The 14559-nt window shown below is 60.6% G+C and carries 12 protein-coding genes; 10 read left to right on the forward strand and 2 right to left on the reverse strand.

All coding sequences use genetic code 11. From position 1 onward, the window contains the following. Positions 1 to 57 precede the first annotated feature (57 nt). The 5 genes from putA to IEX75_RS21380 all read left to right on the forward strand — a co-directional run bounded on the left by putA (position 58) and on the right by IEX75_RS21380 (position 6045). Entirely contained in the window at positions 58 to 3246 is a 3189-nt protein-coding gene (gene putA / locus IEX75_RS21360; protein WP_188797574.1) for a bifunctional proline dehydrogenase/L-glutamate gamma-semialdehyde dehydrogenase PutA, read from the forward strand. A gap of 209 nt (positions 3247 to 3455) precedes the next feature. Further along, positions 3456 to 4217, forward strand: coding sequence for a TlpA family protein disulfide reductase (locus IEX75_RS21365; protein WP_188797575.1), 762 nt, complete (start codon positions 3456 to 3458; stop codon positions 4215 to 4217). A 125-nt stretch (positions 4218 to 4342) separates the two neighbouring features. Then, entirely contained in the window at positions 4343 to 5422 is a 1080-nt protein-coding gene (locus IEX75_RS21370; protein WP_188797576.1) for an AraC family transcriptional regulator, read from the forward strand. Positions 5423 to 5476: 54 nt separating this feature from the next. Further along, positions 5477 to 5722: a type II toxin-antitoxin system HicA family toxin gene (locus tag IEX75_RS21375; RefSeq protein WP_188797577.1), complete on the forward strand. Its 246-nt coding sequence runs from the start codon at positions 5477 to 5479 to the stop codon at positions 5720 to 5722. Further along, positions 5719 to 6045 (forward strand): type II toxin-antitoxin system HicB family antitoxin, encoded by a 327-nt coding sequence (locus tag IEX75_RS21380; RefSeq protein ID WP_188797578.1) that lies wholly within the window; start codon positions 5719 to 5721, stop codon positions 6043 to 6045. Before IEX75_RS21375 ends, IEX75_RS21380 begins: the two co-directional genes overlap by 4 nt. Before the next feature lie 75 nt (positions 6046 to 6120). On the opposite strand, the gene IEX75_RS21385 is transcribed toward IEX75_RS21380, so the two are convergent. Further along, a complete protein-coding gene (locus IEX75_RS21385) occupies positions 6121 to 6498 on the reverse strand; it encodes an ArsR/SmtB family transcription factor (RefSeq protein ID WP_188797579.1) in 378 nt (125 codons plus the stop codon). Positions 6499 to 6596: 98 nt separating this feature from the next. Here IEX75_RS21385 and IEX75_RS21390 point away from each other — a divergent pair, with 98 nt between their 5' ends. The 5 genes from IEX75_RS21390 (at position 6597) to IEX75_RS21410 (ending at position 13057) form a co-directional block, all read left to right on the forward strand. Further along, the gene (locus IEX75_RS21390) at positions 6597 to 7343 is read left to right on the forward strand and encodes a glucose 1-dehydrogenase (RefSeq protein ID WP_188797581.1); all 747 of its coding nucleotides are present in this window, start codon (positions 6597 to 6599) and stop codon (positions 7341 to 7343) included. Between the two features lie 539 nt (positions 7344 to 7882). Then, complete coding sequence (locus tag IEX75_RS21395; protein WP_188797583.1) at positions 7883 to 9115, forward strand: parallel beta-helix domain-containing protein; 1233 nt, start codon at positions 7883 to 7885, stop codon at positions 9113 to 9115. 11 nt (positions 9116 to 9126) lie between these two features. Continuing rightward, the gene (locus IEX75_RS21400) at positions 9127 to 10290 is read left to right on the forward strand and encodes an SO2930 family diheme c-type cytochrome (protein WP_229721010.1); all 1164 of its coding nucleotides are present in this window, start codon (positions 9127 to 9129) and stop codon (positions 10288 to 10290) included. A gap of 78 nt (positions 10291 to 10368) precedes the next feature. Then, complete coding sequence (locus IEX75_RS21405; RefSeq protein ID WP_188797585.1) at positions 10369 to 11784, forward strand: coniferyl aldehyde dehydrogenase; 1416 nt, start codon at positions 10369 to 10371, stop codon at positions 11782 to 11784. 145 nt (positions 11785 to 11929) lie between these two features. After that, on the forward strand, positions 11930 to 13057 hold the full coding sequence (locus IEX75_RS21410; protein WP_188797587.1) for a hypothetical protein: 1128 nt from the start codon (positions 11930 to 11932) through the stop codon (positions 13055 to 13057). 61 nt (positions 13058 to 13118) lie between these two features. Here IEX75_RS21410 and IEX75_RS21415 read toward each other — a convergent pair whose 3' ends face one another. Continuing rightward, the gene (locus tag IEX75_RS21415) at positions 13119 to 14534 is read right to left on the reverse strand and encodes an OmpP1/FadL family transporter (RefSeq protein WP_188797589.1); all 1416 of its coding nucleotides are present in this window, start codon (positions 14532 to 14534) and stop codon (positions 13119 to 13121) included. Between the last annotated feature and the right edge of the window lie 25 nt (positions 14535 to 14559).

Raw genomic sequence — 14559 nt, forward strand, 5'->3', positions numbered from 1 at the left:
CCCCCGTACAATTCGCCATTCCCTGTTTCCCTTCCCCCTCCCACGCGCCACGCCATCGTGACCCAACCCATTCTTACCCCCGAATTGCCGACCAGCGTCGAGCCGGCCCGCGCGCGCATCACCGCCGCCTGGCTGCGCGACGAAACGGAAGCCGTCAACGACTTGCTCGCCCAGGCCACCTTGCCGCCGGTCGAGCGCGAAAAAGTGATCGACCTTGCTGCCGACCTGGTCACCCGCGTGCGCGCCCGCGCCAAGGACCAGAGCGCGGTGGAATCCTTCATGCGCCAGTACGATCTTTCCAGCGAGGAAGGCGTGCTGCTGATGTGCGTGGCCGAGGCCTTGCTGCGCATCCCCGACAAAGCCACGGCGGACAAACTGATCCGCGACAAGCTGGGCGATGCGAACTGGAAGAAACACTTGGGGCAGAGCGAGTCGCTGTTCGTCAACGCCTCCACCTGGGGCTTGATGCTCACCGGCAAGCTGGTGAACCTGGCCGAGGAAACCCGGCAGGATTTCACCAGCGCGCTGCGCCGCCTGGTCGGCCGTGCAGGCGAACCTGCCATCCGCCTCGCTGTGCGCCAGGCCATGCGCATCATGGGCCATCAGTTCGTGATGGGTCGCACCATCGATGAAGCGCTGGACCGCTGCAGCAAGGGCGAATACGCCGCTTACCGCTACTCCTACGACATGCTGGGCGAATCCGCGCTCACCGCGGAAACCGCCGAGCGCTACCAGCAGGATTACCGCAACGCCATCGCGCGCATCGGTGCACGCGGTCCGTTCGCCAATCACACGGATGCGCCGTCGATTTCGGTGAAGCTGTCCGCGCTGCATCCGCGCTACGAAGTGGCCAATCGCGAGCGTGCGCGCCGCGATCTCACGGCCAAGCTGCTGGAACTGTCGCAGCTGGCGATGAAGCAAGGCATTGCGCTGTCGGTCGATGCGGAAGAAGCCGATCGTCTTGAGCTCTCGCTGGACATCATTGGCGATGTGTTTGCGCATCCATCCCTGCAGGGCTGGAATGGTCTGGGCATCGTGGTGCAGGCGTACTCCAAGCGCACGCCGTTCGTGATCGACTGGTTGATCGAAACCGCGCGCGCCAGCGGCCGCCGCTGGTACGTGCGCCTGGTGAAAGGCGCGTATTGGGATGCGGAAATCAAGCGCGCGCAGGAGCTGGGCCTGTCCGGCTATCCGCTGTACACGCGCAAGCCCAATACCGACGTGTCGTACCTCGCCTGCGCGCACAAACTGTTCGATGCCGGCATCGAGCTGATCTATCCGCAGTTTGCCACGCACAATGCGCACTCGATTGCCGCCGTGCATCACATCTCGCGCGGACGTCCGTTCGAATTCCAGCGCTTGCATGGCATGGGCACGGATCTGTATGCCGAGGTGATCGGCAAGCAGAACCTCAACGTGCCTTGCCGCGTATATGCGCCGGTGGGCACCCACGAAGATCTGCTGCCGTACCTGGTGCGCCGCCTGCTGGAAAACGGTGCTAACACCAGTTTCGTGAATCGCGTGGTGGATGAAACGCTGCCGGTGCGCGATCTCGTGGCTGATCCGTGCGAGACCGTGCGCCGCTTCGCTTCCATTCCGCATCCGCGCATTCCTGTGCCGGTCAATTTATTCGGTGACAGTTCTGCGCCTGCGCAGAACTCAAATTTTGTATCCAGGAAAAACTCCATGGGCGTCAACTTCTCCAATGACAACGAACTGAAGGCCCTCGCCGAGGCGGTCAACGCGAAGTCCGCGACATGGGCGGCCGGCCCGCTGGTAGCCGGCGCGGAGAGCAAAGGCCCCACCGTGCAGGTGACCAATCCTGCCGATCGCCGCCAAGCCGTAGGCAGCTACGTAAGCGCCGATGCCGCGCTGGTCGACAAGGCGCTGGCCAATGCCGTTGCCGCGCAGCCGGGCTGGGATCGCCTGCCTGCTGCCAGCCGCGCCGCAATCTTGGAACATGCTGCGGACCAGCTTGAAGCGCGCCGCGGTGAATTCATCGCGTTGTGCGTGCGTGAAGCCGGCAAGAGCCTGCCCGATTCGATCGCCGAGATCCGCGAGGCTGCAGACTTCCTGCGCTATTACGCTGCAATGGCGCGCCGCTTGTTTGGCCATCCGGAGCAATTGCCCGGCCCGACCGGCGAGAGCAACCAGTTGTTCCTCAATGGACGCGGCGTGTTCGTGTGCATCAGCCCATGGAACTTCCCGTTGGCGATCTTCCTCGGCCAGGTATCCGCCGCGCTGGCCGCCGGCAACAGCGTGATCGCCAAGCCCGCGGAGCAAACCACACTGATTGGCTACGTCGCGGTGAAGCTACTGCACGAAGCCGGTGTGCCTGCTGATGTGCTGCAATACCTGCCGGGCGACGGCGCCGTCGTGGGTGCTGCGTTGACGAAAGATCCGCGCGTGGCCGGCGTCGCCTTCACCGGTTCCACCGAAACCGCGTGGGCCATCAACCGCGCACTCGCCGCACGCAACGCGCAGATTGCCGCGCTGATTGCCGAAACCGGCGGCCAGAACGCGATGATCGCCGATTCCTCCGCACTGCCCGAGCAGATCGTGAAGGATGTCATCGCCTCCGCCTTCCAATCCGCCGGCCAACGCTGCTCCGCCGCGCGCGTGCTGTTCGTGCAGGAAGACATCGCCGACAAGGTGATCGGCATGCTCGGTGGTGCGATGGCCGAACTGAAGGTAGGCGATCCAGGCCAGCTGTCCACCGACGTGGGTCCGGTGATCGACGACGATGCGCTGAAAATTCTCGTCGACCACGCCGCGCGCATGGACAAGGAAGCAAAGAAGATCGCCGAGGCCACGCTCGATCCGGCCAGCACTGCCAACGGCACGTTCTTCGCGCCGCGTGCTTATGAGATTCCATCGCTCGATGTACTCACGCGCGAAATCTTCGGTCCCGTGCTGCACGTGATCCGCTGGAAGGGTAGCGAACTGCCGCAGGTCGTCGACCAGATCAACCGCACCGGCTACGGCCTCACCCTCGGCGTGCATAGCCGCATCGACGACACGGTGGAATACATCCGTAGTCACGCACGCGTCGGCAACTGCTACGTCAACCGCAACCAGATCGGCGCGGTGGTGGGTGTGCAGCCGTTCGGTGGCGAATCGCTTTCGGGCACCGGGCCGAAGGCGGGTGGTCCGCACTATCTGGTGAAGTTTGCGACCGAGCGTACGCTTACCATCAACACCACGGCGGCGGGTGGTAATGCTTCGCTGCTCACAATTGGCGAGTAACGCGCAGTCCACGCCCTCTCCCGCCGGAGAGAGGGCGAATCTCACCAGAAAACTGCATATATCGCGTAGGTTGGGTTAGCGCAACGTAACCCAACCATGCCGTGCGAATACGTTGGGTTACGCTGCGCTAACCCAACCTACGATTGCGCCGGCACATTCGTAGCGGTCTGCGCGAACATCATCAGTACTGGCCATCAAAGGCATCCGTGATGCGACGAATAGCGATATTTCTCTCACTACTCTCGCTGGCAATCACAGCACAAGCGGCCAATCCCAGCTCAGACGAACAACACTTCGTAGCCACGCTACATCTCGGCGCCACACCTCAAGTCCACTATCTCGACGCCAACGGCAAGTCCATCGACTACACCAACTTCGCGCAACAAATGCACGAAGGCCGCCGCCACTACAGCATCACTCACGATACTGAGGCCGGCATGGCTGTGCTGCGCTTGCGCCCAGCCGGCGCTCGTGCGGGTGAGCCAGGCCGCTTTGCCTTCGGTCGCAGTGACACCTTTCCTCCGTTTGAATTGCCATCATTGCGAGGCAGCACGCAACGGCTGAGCGACTTCCACGGCCACTACACCTTGGTCAGCTTCTTCTTCGCCGAGTGCGCGCCATGCATCGCCGAAGTACCCACGCTCAATGCCTATGCGCTCGAGCACGGCGATATGAATTTCGTCGCTATAACCTATGAAAATGCCGACACCGCGCGCCAGTTCGTAAAGGAGCGCGGCCTGGACTGGAATGTGCTGTATCACGGCCAAGCACTCACCGATACGTTGGGCGTAGGCATCTACCCCACCTTGATGCTGCTCGACCCGGCCGGCCGGGTGGCCGGCTCAGCCGTTGGCATGTCCATGCAGGATGATCCTGCCAAGCGCCTGGCCGACCTCGGCAGTTGGGTCGAGCAATGGAAACGCGCAGCAGCGTCGGCACAAGCGCCGAATGGAAAACCTCCCTCGCCCTAGTCTGTGCGCGTGCGGCGTTGCCCCGTGAATTCAGTGGACTTGTGCGCCGCGCCAACCACCCCGGTCCCACCCGTGCTAGAACGAACTCCTGCGCCATCTAGGTTGGCACGGGGGAAAGGTTCGACATGTCACAAACGGCATTCGAAGTACGCGACACACGGCGGGCGGCTTCAGCGGCCATCGAGCCCGATCCGCGCGCGCAAGCTGCCGACATCCCGCCCAACGTGCTGGTCCATCTCACCGAATTTGCCGCCCGCCACAGCATTGCCAGCGAGCCTTGGTTTACCGGACTAGGCATCACCCGTCAGCAGATCAACGACCCTGGTCTGCGTGTTTCCTACCGTCAGGCGCGCATGGTGATTGCTCGCGCGTTGCGAGCGATACGCCATCCCGCGCTGGGCCTGCTGATCGGCCGCAACGAAACCATCGGCAGTTTCGGATTGCTTGGCCTGGCGATGATGACTTCGCGCAATTTCGGCGAGGCCATGAGTGCCGGTATCGAAAACCACAAAATCTGCGGCAGCCTGCTCGACGTGGACTTCGTCGCGGTAGATGCGCAAACCGTCGGCGTGCAGGCATGGCCACGCTACGGCGAAATCGAATTGCTGCCATTCCTGTGCGAAGAATTGTTCGCCAGTTGCCTGGCCATCGCGCGCGAACTGGTAGGCGCAAAGATCACGCCGATACGCATGGAATTCACCTACCCGCCCCCCGCTTACGCAGCCGAATACGGCGAAACATTTCAGTGCGACGTGCGCTTCGGCGCGCAACACAATCGCATCGTGGTGGACGCGAACTGGCTGGCACACCCGCTTTCCGGCTACAACCCGCTGGTTTCCCGCCAGGCATTGACGCTGTGCCACCAGCAACTGCGCGGCACCAGCGCTTCCGACGAAATCGTCGTCTCCGTCGAACGCCTACTGCGCAGTCGCCTGCGCGAACACCCCAAGCTCACCGAAGTTGCACGTACCCTGCACCTCAGCGAGCGCTCGCTGCGCCGCAGGCTCGCCGAAAGCGGACGCATCTTCCGCGAAATTCATGATCGCGTTCGCGCCGAACGCGCATTGGAACTGCTGCACGCGGGTCAATTGAGCGTGGCGGAAATTGGTATCGAGCTTGGCTTTAGTGATCCGCGCGAGTTTCGCCGTGCGTTCAAGCGTTGGACGGGGATGCCGCCCAAGGTTGCGCGACGAAGCCTGCCCTGAAATTCAGTCTTGGCCTATCCCGCAAGTGATACTATATTTAGTATCAATTCGGGTATGAACACGAAAGCCAAGCTTCTCGCATCCATTCTCGCCAATCCGAAGCAGGTTCGTTTCAGCGAAGCCTGCAAGGCTGCTGAACTTCTTGGCTTTGTGCACAGTGGCGGCAGTGGGTCGCATCGCGCATTTGTCAGAGCAGATGAACCCGTGGGCCTGAATTTTCAAAATCGTGGTGGGTTTCTGCCGCCCTACCAGGCTCGCCAACTCGGCGCGATGATCGAGAAGTACGGAGACAAATCATGAACCACTACGCCATCGAAATCTTTTGGTCTGAAGAAGATGAGGGTTACATCGCTGAGGTACCCGATCTTCCGGGGTGTTCTGCATGGGGAGCCACCGAAAGCGATGCTGCGCGTGAAGTCAAACACGCTATCAATGCATGGATTGAGGCTGCCACGGCCGCAGGACATGTCATTCCGCCTCCGTCCACTGTAGAACCGCTCGAATCCTATAGCGGCAAATTCGTCGTGCGCGTGCCGCGCTCGTTGCATGCTCGTCTCGCCCGTAAAGCAAGGATTGAAGGCGTCAGCCTCAATCAATACGTCACACACATGCTGTCACGGTAACGCAGGGATTGCGGCGGCCTTATGCGCGGCGCATCACCACTAAAAAATTTCAACGACGCGTGTTGCAGCCAAACCTTATCCAGTTCGAGATTTATTGTTCGGCTTGTGCTTAACCGAACGCAAACGCTCAGCCGCCTGGATCTGATGCGCTTTCATGATCGAGATGATCAGCCCAGGAAACCGCTGCTCAATCTCCGCACAGCGCGTGGTATTGCGCATCTCCACACCTTGCCGCTCGCTGCGGATCAGGCCCGCTTCACGCAACGCGCGAAAATGTTGCGATAGCGTGGACTTGGGAATGTCGCGATCACTGATCTTGAGGAAGTTGGAACAGGTAGCGCCGCTGGAGACGGCCAGTTCGGCGTAGATGGCGGCGCGCACGGGGTCGGACAGGGCGTGGAGGATGCCCTCGACGGTGATGTCCTCGATGGATGGGTGAATCAGCGGCCGCATGGTGTGCATTTTATCGGCACTTGATTTCTAGTTCTATAGTTCATAAGTTACGAACTACCGGATTTCAGAACTCCCTCACTCCCATCAGGACACATTCCATGAGCAAGCTGAAAGGTAAGGTCGCCATCGTTACGGGCGCATCCAAAGGCATCGGTGCCGGCATCGCCAAGGCTTTGGCGGCGGAAGGCGCGTCGGTCGTCGTCAATTACGCCTCCAGCAAGACGGGCGCGGATGCCGTGGTCAGTGACATCGTGAAGGCGGGCGGCAAGGCCGTTGCCGTGCAGGGCGATGTTTCGAAAGCTGCCGACGCGCAGGCGATTGTGGATGGGGCCGTCAAGCACTACGGCCGTCTCGACATTCTTGTGAATAACTCGGGTGTTTACGAATTCGCACCGATCGAAGGGATCACGGAGGAGCATTACGACCGGCAATTCAACGTAAACGTGCGCGGCCTGCTGCTTACCACCCAGGCGGCTGTGAAACACCTTGGTGAAGGCGCCAGCATCATCAATGTCGGCTCGCTGGTATCGCGCATCGTGCCCGCGAACACTGTCGTGTACACGGCCACCAAAGGTGCCGTGGATGCCATCACCGGCGTGCTGTCGAAAGAGCTGGGACCACGCAAGATTCGCGTGAACGCGCTCAACCCGGGCATGGTGGAAACCGAGGGCACCCATGCCGCCGGCGCGATCGGCGGTGACTTCGAAAAATACGCGTTGGCCAGCACGCCGCTTGGCCGCATTGGCCAGCCGAACGACATCGCTTCGATTGCCGTGTTCCTGGCTTCCGACGATTCGTATTGGTTGACGGGTGAGCGCCTGTACGCGGGCGGCGGCGCACGCTGATAATCACCAGACAAACTCAAGCGCACCGCATTTGCGGTGCGCTTTTTTATGCTTATTGCCGATGCACGCTGCCGTCGCCAATACCAAGGCAAATGCGCGACGATTTTGCACGGATAACCTGGGGACCTTGAGCTTGTCGGCCTTTGCCGGCTCCGCCCATCACCTGCCCATTCGCGCGGCGCCTGTCGGGGGCAAATCCACCGCCGTCGCCTTGCCCAAACCAGCGTCCAACCCAACGAGAACGCATGGCTGCCTCCTCACTTATCGTTGATGGATGTTCAAGATAGAGGCATGGCTTGAACCGAAGTAGCGATATCTCGGCAAGACAGTCTTAAACATGCTTCAAGGCTGGACGTGGTGGATCAGCCGCCGGATCACCGCGCTCAGCGCTTGCCCGACATAACCGCCGGCTGGTCACCATCTCCGCAGGCTGGCCGATTTACCCCCCATCCCCGTCCCTTTTGCCCTCCCTCTCTTGAGCAGCTTGCGGGACAGTGCATAGGTACGCACTCGTATGGCGCGAGGGGAGATATGCCGGCATGCGCAAGATCCATATCTTGATGGCCCTTTCATTGCTGCTGCCTGCCTGCGGGCATCAGGAGAACGCAGCGCAAAGCCAGAATGACGCTTCCTTCGAGAGCAAGCTGGAACAACGACTGCTGGATGCCAAACCTGGCAGCGTGATCGACATTCCTGCAGGCCACTACACACTCAAGCGCGGTTTGAGCTTGCGCACGAATGGCGTGACCATCCGTGGCGCAGGCATGGACAAGACCGTGCTGTCGTTCAAAGGACAGATCGTCGGCCCCGAAGGCCTGCTAGTGAATGCGGACGATTTCACCATCGAGAACCTCGCCATCGAAGACACGATGGGCGATGCGCTGAAGATCAACCAGGGCAGGAACATCACCATTCATGGTTTGCGTATTGAATGGACGGACGGCCCCAAGAGCACCAACGGTGCCTACGGCCTGTATCCGGTGAAGACGCAAAACGTGTTGGTGGAAGATTCGGTCGTGATCGGTGCATCCGATGCCGGCATCTATGTGGGGCAGTCGAACACCATCGTCGTGCGACGCAATCGCGCCGAGCAGAACGTGGCTGGCATCGAGATCGAGAACTCGGTGAATGCCGATGTGTACGACAACACCGCAACGAAAAACACCGGCGGCATCCTGGTTTTCAACATGCCGAATCTTTCGCAGGCAGGCCACGCCACGCGCGTGTTCCATAACAAGGTGTTTGCCAACAACACGGCCAATTTCGCCAGGAAAGGTGCGGCGGTGGCCAGTGTGCCAGCAGGCTCAGGCGTCGTGGTGAATTCCAACGACAAGGTGGAGATCTTCGATAATGACGTGGCTGACAATCAGACGGCCAACGTCATCATCTCCAGCTATTTCTCCACCAATTACTACAACAAGCTTGGTGTAGCGGCCGATTACAACCCCTATCCGAAAGGAATCTACGTCTACAGCAATCGCTTCAAAGGTGGCGGCAACTCGCCGGATGGTCTCGCGCTAAAAACCTTGAAAGCCGCCGTATACGGTATCAATGGCAGCTTCCCTGATGTGCTGTGGGATGGCTATGTCGACCCCAAAGACCAGGCGAGCAGTCCATCGCCGGACGATCGCATCTGCATCCAGGATGCCAACGGCGTGCTCGATGCCGACGGCCCACACGGTTACAAGAATCCCACCACCGACACCAAGCCTTTCCAGTGCAGCCTGCCTAAGCTGCCGCCCGTTGCGCTGAATCCGGAACCGAAAGTCTGAGAGCGTCGCTGATGTCGATAAAGATGTGGGTGCGCGGATGGATACTGCTGATCGCACTGGCGAACCTGACTGCTTGCCAGCACGGCATGCAGCCGGTGGCCTTTCACGATGATGGCTATCCGTCGAAGCTCAGTGATTGGCATGTGGTGGAAGCGCGCGACGGCATGTTGCAGATGAACCAGGGTGTGGTGCCGTACGAACTCAATACGCCGTTGTTTACCGATTACGCACACAAGCTGCGCACGATCTGGATGCCCAAGAGCACGTCAGCCAAATACAACCCCACGGACACCTTCGACTTTCCAGTAGGCACGATCATCAGCAAGACCTTCTTCTATCCGTTGCCCAAGGATGGAGCGCGCCATGCTACGGATGTAGCACGTACGTATGACACCAGCCGCGATTTCGCCGGACCAGGACAAGGCCTGGAGCTCGCCAACATCCATCTGATCGAAACGCGCCTGCTGGTACGGCGCAAAGATGGTTGGGTGGCCATTCCCTATGTCTGGAACGCCGACCAGACTGACGCGATGCTCGCTCGCACTGGCGACGTGCAGGCCTTGACCCTGGTCGGCGACGATGGCGAACGCGAGAACTTCAATTACGTGGTACCGGATCAAAGCCAATGCGTCAGTTGTCACGCACACGACTGGACCACGCGTGCACTGCAGCCGATCGGCCCGAAAGCGCGTCATCTCAATCGTAGTTACCCCTATGCCGATGGCGATGAAAACGAACTTGTCCATCTTACGCGCGTGGGTTACCTCACCGGCGCACCGGCGCCTGCAGATGCACCGCGCAATGCGAACTGGATGGATACGCATGCTTCGTTTGACGCACGTGCCCGCGCTTATCTGGACATCAACTGCGGCCATTGCCACAACCCGAAGGGTGCAGCGAATACCACTGGGCTGACGCTGGATATCAGTACGCCCGAAGATCGCCATATCGGCATCTGCAAACCGCCGACGGCGGCAGGACAAGGCACCGGCGATCACCTGTTCGACATCGTGCCTGGCCATCCGGACGATTCGATTGTGCCTTACCGCCTTGGCTCGGCCGAGCCCGGCACGATGATGCCGGAGATCGGGCGCAGCACCGTGCATAAGGAAGGGCTTGCGTTGATCAAGGCGTGGATCGCCGCGCAATCGGGGGATTGCGTGGTCTTGCATTAGCACCAAGGATTTCGTCACACCGTATGCCACCATGACGCCACCGCACACCCATGGCGTGGCATTGCGAGCGAAACTCTGATGAACCAGCCTGACCGACTCGATCTCGCCACTGAACTGCAGCGCCTGCGCACCGTACAGGCGCGCGATCCGCTGCCGGACTGGCCGACCCGCGCGCGTCGTCTGCGCGCACTGGAAGCGGTTATCAGCCAGCACCGCGAAGAAATCGCCCTCGCGATCAACGTGGATTTCGGTTGCCGGCCGCGCGAAGAAACCGACATGCTGGAAGTGTTTCCCAGTCTGTCTGCGATTCGCCATGCACTACGCCATGGGCGCCGCTGGATGAAGGCCAGGCGCGGCATGGCGAGCCTGGCCTTTCTGCCGGCGGGCATCGAATTACGTCCGCAGCCGCTGGGTGTGGTGGGCATCATCGTGCCCTGGAACTATCCATTGTTTCTCGCTGCAGGTCCGCTGATCGATGCGCTCGCCGCCGGCAATCGCGCGATGATCAAGATGAGCGAATACACGCCGCGCTTTTCGCAGCTTTTCGCAGAGCTGATCGCACGCCACTTCCAGCCCGATGAGGTCATGGTGGTCAATGGTGATGCGGCGGTGGCGCAAACGTTCGCGGCACTGCCGTTCGATCATCTGCTGTTTACCGGCTCGACCACCGTCGGCCATCACGTGATGCGTTCGGCCGCTGCCAATCTCACGCCGGTCACGCTGGAACTCGGCGGCAAGTCGCCCGCCATCATCGGGCCTGGTGCGCGTTTCGAACATGCGGTGGAACGCATCGTGCTGGGCAAGCTGATCAACGCCGGACAAACCTGCATCGCGCCCGACTATGTGCTGCTACCGCGCGCAGACGTGGCGCGTTTCAGCGCTGCCGCACGGGAGATCACCGCACGCCTGTATCCTGATCTCGCCAACAACCGGCAATACGCCAGCATTGCTACCGATCGCCACTATCGCCGCCTGGTGGATCTGCGTGATCGCGCCGTGAACGCCGGTGCGCGCAGCGAAGTGCTGAGCGGCGCCGCGGATCGTCCTGAGCGACGCATGCTCACACCCACCTTGCTGATCGGCGTGAATGACGACATGCCGGTCATGCAGGAGGAAATCTTCGGCCCGCTGTTGCCGCTAGTGCCTTACGACACGCTGGACCAAGCCATTGATTATGTCGCCGGTCATCCTCGCCCACTCGCGCTGTACTTGTTCGAGCAGGATCAGGCACGTATCAATCAAGTGCTTACCCGTACGCATGCGGGCGGCGTCACGCTCAACGACACGATCTATCACATCGCCCAGCATCAGTTGCCCTTCGGGGGCGTGGGGCCTTCCGGCATGGGCGGTTATCACGGCGAAGCGGGTTTCCGCACGTTCTCGCACATGAAGCCTGTGTTCCGGCAAGCCCGCCTCAATGGTGTAAAGCTGTTCAATCCACCGTATGGCAAGCGCTTTCGGCAATTGCTGGAGATTTTGCTGCGCAGGGGCTAGACGCATGGTCGGGTTGCACGCCAACCCAACCTACACGACGTAACGGTTGAATAAAAATTCAAACTGTCACGTCGCTTGCCTCGACGGAGTCATGTAGCTCGGATAGGGTATGTGTACGCGTTGACGCTTTCCTGGGTGTATGTGCATGCCGTACGAGCAACCCAACGTTCAATCGGCCGTCGTGATCGCGATGCATCTGGTCGATATGGCTGATGCTATCGACTTGTCGAGCGCAGAAGCGCTGTGGCATCAACAACAGCGTCCTGCTGCGATACGCAGCAAACTTGCCAGCACGCCTCCGAAAGCGATGGCCTTTGGCGTTCCTCCGGTTGTGCTGCGGCTGGACCCGCTCGATCTCCCACTGCTTGGCACGACCTACCGGGCCGATGCCACCGTGCGGCTCTACGATTTCGGTGCAGTGGCCTTTTCGGTACAGATTCCGGTCACGTCCTGCAGTTGGATTTCGTTCTCGCAATTGGTGAACGCGGTAGATGCACTATTGGGCCCCGGGGCCGACAGCGCGGTATGGACGCAATTGCTGGAGCACGTTCGCGCAGCACTGCTTCCCGCGTTGACGAAACCCAGCCCCGCCTCCCTGCACGAAGATTATCTGCTGGGTATCGTGCACGCCTTCGACGAGACGATACCGGTGAGCGCGATGCATGAACGTATCGATCTGGTACCGCTGCTCTCGGGCGAGCAGCGTCCTCTGTCGGAGCAGGCGCGCAGGGATTTATTGCAGCAACGGTTCTCTTATTACGCGGATGACCTGGTCGTCATTACCTGGGACCGCGCTTTCATCTACGAACCGCGTGGCGATTCTGACGTAACCGACATTCTTGAGGTCGCCAACGCGCAGCTGCTGGAAATGCGCTTCTACGACGAGTTGCTCGATGCCGAGTTGCCGCGCATGTACGACATGGTCGAGGCTGCTTACCATGCCGGCAATCCGTTAGGAGCTGGGGCACGTCACTTCGCCGATCTGGCGCGCAAGCTGTACACCCTGGTGGCGGAAGTCACCGAGATTACCGAAAAGGTCGATAACGCCCTGCAGGTCACCGAGGATGTCTATCTGGCTCGCGTCTACGCCGCGGCACTGGATCTGTTCCGCGTGCGCCATGTCAGTGCTGCGGTGGATCGCAAGCTGGCGATCATCCGGGATACGTATGCCGCGCTTTACGAAGAAGCGTCGGGAAAACGCGCAGAACTGCTGGAGCTGGCGATCATCGTATTGATCGTGGTGGAAATCGTGATTGCGATTATTCGCCACTGACCACCATCAAAACAAAAGCGCCGGGAGCCTGGGCTCCCGGCGCTTTATGCACACAAGCGGATCAGAACTTGTAGATCGCCGACAAGGCAAACAGATTGCCTTCATCATCAGACGAACCCGTGAGCACATCATCGGTCGCGCTAACCGCGCCATTGATCGCCGCCCGATTGACAAAGATATGCGCGTACGAGGCATTGATCGAGAAGTGCTCGGTGGCCTTGTAGCCCAGACCCACCGACAGCAGCTTGCGGGTTTCATCCGGCACGCGCGGCTCGCGATAGGCAGCCGTCGTCGGCGTGGTGTCGTAGCCCAAGCCGGCGCGCAGGGTCAGCTTGTCGGTGAGGTAGTAGTCGCCACCGACTGCGAAGTACCAGGAGTTATGCCAATTAAATTCCTGCGTGGTGGACGGCTGCGACGGGTTGCCGTAATTCACCGTGAGGTTCTTGAACACATCCCACCCGGTCCACGACACATCGGCGCCGAAACCGAATTTGTCTTCCTGGTGCCAATAGCTGGCGGTGGCTTCGGCCGGCGTGGTGAATTCGGCCGTGCCGCTGGTGTGCTGGAACGGCAGCTGGCTGGCGCTCAGGCCCAGTGCCGGCGCAAGTTCGCCAACCAGTACCTGCACGTTCTGCGGTACATCGAAATTGGCCGTGCCCTGCAAGCGATGGCTGATCTTGGAGCGATAGTTGAACGAGAAGCGGTCCTGCGGATCAAGCTTCCAATAGGCGCCCAGCTGCCAGCCCCACGCCCAGCTGCTGCCGGTAATGCGCGCCTGGCCGTCGGTACCTGGCGGCACCAGTCCATAAACCTCGTTGACCGGCAGGTTCGAGGCCGTGCCAGGGCCGATCAAACCGAGTGCCACGCTGGAGAAGTTGATGGCATTGGTCAACGTCGCGGTGGTGCGCTGGGCAATGGCGCTGGCACCAACACTGAAGTTGTCGGTGACATCGAACGAGGCAGACATGGTGCCGTCCAGCGACTCGAACTTGGAGTAGATCGAGTTGTAACGGCCGACCCAGTTATTGTCATAGGTGGTCTTGAAGCCGAACGGCACGGTCACCGCGGCACCGAGGTGCAGACGGTCGGTGACCTGGGTGGCGAAGAAGAACGAAGGCACCGGTAAAGTGGTGCCGGCGTCGCCGCCGTTGCCGCCGCTGATCGGGCTGCCCAGCACGTCATGGGCGCTGCCAGTGAAGGTGGTGCTGAAATTGATAGCAGTGACGTCGGCTTCGAAATAGGTACCCTTCAGATCGCTCATCGCTGCCGGTGCATTGGCCACCACGGAAACGTCACCGCCAGCCGTCGCGGAACCGGCGTAGGCACGGCCCATCGACTGCGCACTGTCTTCCTTCAGTTGGAACGAACTGGCGTGGGCCTGCTGCGGCGCTGCCAGGGCGCCGGCAATAGCCAGCCCCAGCGCGGCCAGTGCGAACGGACGGCCACCATGGACGGTGTTACGAAAGGACATGTGCATCGTTTGCTCCTGCTTTTCTTTTGGT

Origin of the sequence: Dyella nitratireducens (assembly GCF_014642835.1) — a bacterium.
Taxonomy (GTDB): Bacteria; Pseudomonadota; Gammaproteobacteria; order Xanthomonadales; family Rhodanobacteraceae; genus Dyella_B; species Dyella_B nitratireducens.

Coding starts and splice junctions, on each gene's coding strand:
- IEX75_RS21405 (WP_188797585.1), top strand. CDS start 10,369: ATGAACCAGCCTGACCGACTCGATCTCGCCACTGAACTGCAGCGCCTG.
- IEX75_RS21385 (WP_188797579.1), bottom strand. CDS start 6,498: ATGCGGCCGCTGATTCACCCATCCATCGAGGACATCACCGTCGAGGGC.
- IEX75_RS21400 (WP_229721010.1), top strand. CDS start 9,127: ATGTCGATAAAGATGTGGGTGCGCGGATGGATACTGCTGATCGCACTG.
- IEX75_RS21415 (WP_188797589.1), bottom strand. CDS start 14,534: ATGCACATGTCCTTTCGTAACACCGTCCATGGTGGCCGTCCGTTCGCA.
- IEX75_RS21395 (WP_188797583.1), top strand. CDS start 7,883: ATGCGCAAGATCCATATCTTGATGGCCCTTTCATTGCTGCTGCCTGCC.
- IEX75_RS21375 (WP_188797577.1), top strand. CDS start 5,477: ATGAACACGAAAGCCAAGCTTCTCGCATCCATTCTCGCCAATCCGAAG.
- IEX75_RS21410 (WP_188797587.1), top strand. CDS start 11,930: ATGCCGTACGAGCAACCCAACGTTCAATCGGCCGTCGTGATCGCGATG.
- IEX75_RS21380 (WP_188797578.1), top strand. CDS start 5,719: ATGAACCACTACGCCATCGAAATCTTTTGGTCTGAAGAAGATGAGGGT.
- IEX75_RS21365 (WP_188797575.1), top strand. CDS start 3,456: ATGCGACGAATAGCGATATTTCTCTCACTACTCTCGCTGGCAATCACA.
- IEX75_RS21370 (WP_188797576.1), top strand. CDS start 4,343: ATGTCACAAACGGCATTCGAAGTACGCGACACACGGCGGGCGGCTTCA.
- IEX75_RS21390 (WP_188797581.1), top strand. CDS start 6,597: ATGAGCAAGCTGAAAGGTAAGGTCGCCATCGTTACGGGCGCATCCAAA.